The following is a 1,332-nucleotide window of genomic DNA, read 5'->3' as shown; positions in this document are numbered from 1 at the left end:
GGCTTAGCCCAATCAGGAACAACAAACCCATCAAAACCCACAACAACTCACCCACCATTGGCGCGCTCTACCGCCGACTCGTACGTCGAGACGATGCTCCATAGCGGGTTGCATCTCTACCACCTCGTCAACGTCCGCGGTCAAGCACCGAAGATGCCTTCCCTGATCGAGTAAAGGGTTCCTCTGCGGCGCTCTACCGGTCAGCGCCCAGGGTTGCCTTCCCGGTCGAACACCTCCGGCTACCCTTCGCTTGCTTACTGATCACTCTGCCGTAGATCCACCGGCTGAGGCAGGAACGAACCGCACCACTTTTTTGGCAAGACCCGACCTACCCATCAGCCCACAATGACCAGGTCGGGAAGGGGGCCGTCAGCCTGCGGCCAGTCGCTCCAGCGCCGGCAGGCCGGGCAGTTCCTGCTCCGCGTTCATGAGGATGCGTCCCGCGCGGGCATCCTCCGCCTGCCCCGCCCAGTGCCGCAGGGCCCGCAGCGGCGTAAGCCCGTTGGCCTTCGCCCAGCGCAGCCGCTGCACCCAGGCCACTCCGGCGTTGAAGCCGGCATCACCGGCGTCAGCTCGCGCCACATACCGCGCCGCGTCATCGGTGACCGCCGCCCACAGATAGCCGACGACGGCGTCACCCAGGACAACCGGGACGAATCGAACGGCGGACTCCGTCGTCCGCGAGTAGCTCTCGGGTGCCCAGACCGTCTTGAATTCCGGCTCATCATGCAAAGACAACTCAAGTCTCCTTAATCGCCCGGCTGATCCGGCAAGATCCAACCGTAGATATACCACTTTCCGTTTATTTTTTCGACTTCCTCGACATACCAGGATAGGCCGCGACCGAGCAGCAGTTCCTGTTCATAGAATATGCCGAGTGAAGCGACATAAATCGCCGGAGTGCCCTCGGGCACCCGCAGGCGCACTTGAATGCTTTCCTGAGCCCATGTCGGTCCATCACCGATATTAGTCGACAGGAACCCCGGATCTCTCTGCACGGTCCCCGGAAGCTCGTCGAGCTCGGTGAGGGGCACGGTGAAGAGGCCATCTCTCAATCTCAACCCCCGGAACACGTCGATCGTCTCCGGCAACACCTGACGTCGCGTGACCGAATTCAGGAGCTCGATATCCTTGACTGTCTCGGCTTCCATCCGGGCAAGTGAGTCCGATGGATACCAACTATATTCGTTTTTGAAATACATGCTGTCACGCAACAACCCGTTTATCTTTTTATACCCCGAGCTGGTGTAGCTCTCGATCGCCTGGCGATGCTCGTCGGGCAGCTTCTTGATGACATTACCCCAGACCGCTTCCCCGAACGACGTGCCGACC

At 60.4% G+C, this 1,332-nt stretch carries 2 protein-coding genes; both read right to left on the bottom strand.

The window, feature by feature from the left end:
- Window positions 1-369: 369 nt before the first annotated feature.
- Entirely contained in the window at window positions 370-738 is a 369-nt protein-coding gene (locus AC5L3X_RS39130) for a hypothetical protein (RefSeq protein WP_494863850.1), read from the bottom strand.
- A gap of 11 nt (window positions 739-749) precedes the next feature.
- Window positions 750-1,332 (bottom strand): ADP-ribosyltransferase (locus AC5L3X_RS39125; protein WP_494863849.1); only part of this gene is annotated, 583 nt, incomplete at its 5' end.

This window comes from Nonomuraea sp. CX421 (assembly GCF_059358955.1).
Note: the sequence above shows the minus strand (reverse complement) of the source record. Positions and strands in the feature narration are given on the sequence as shown.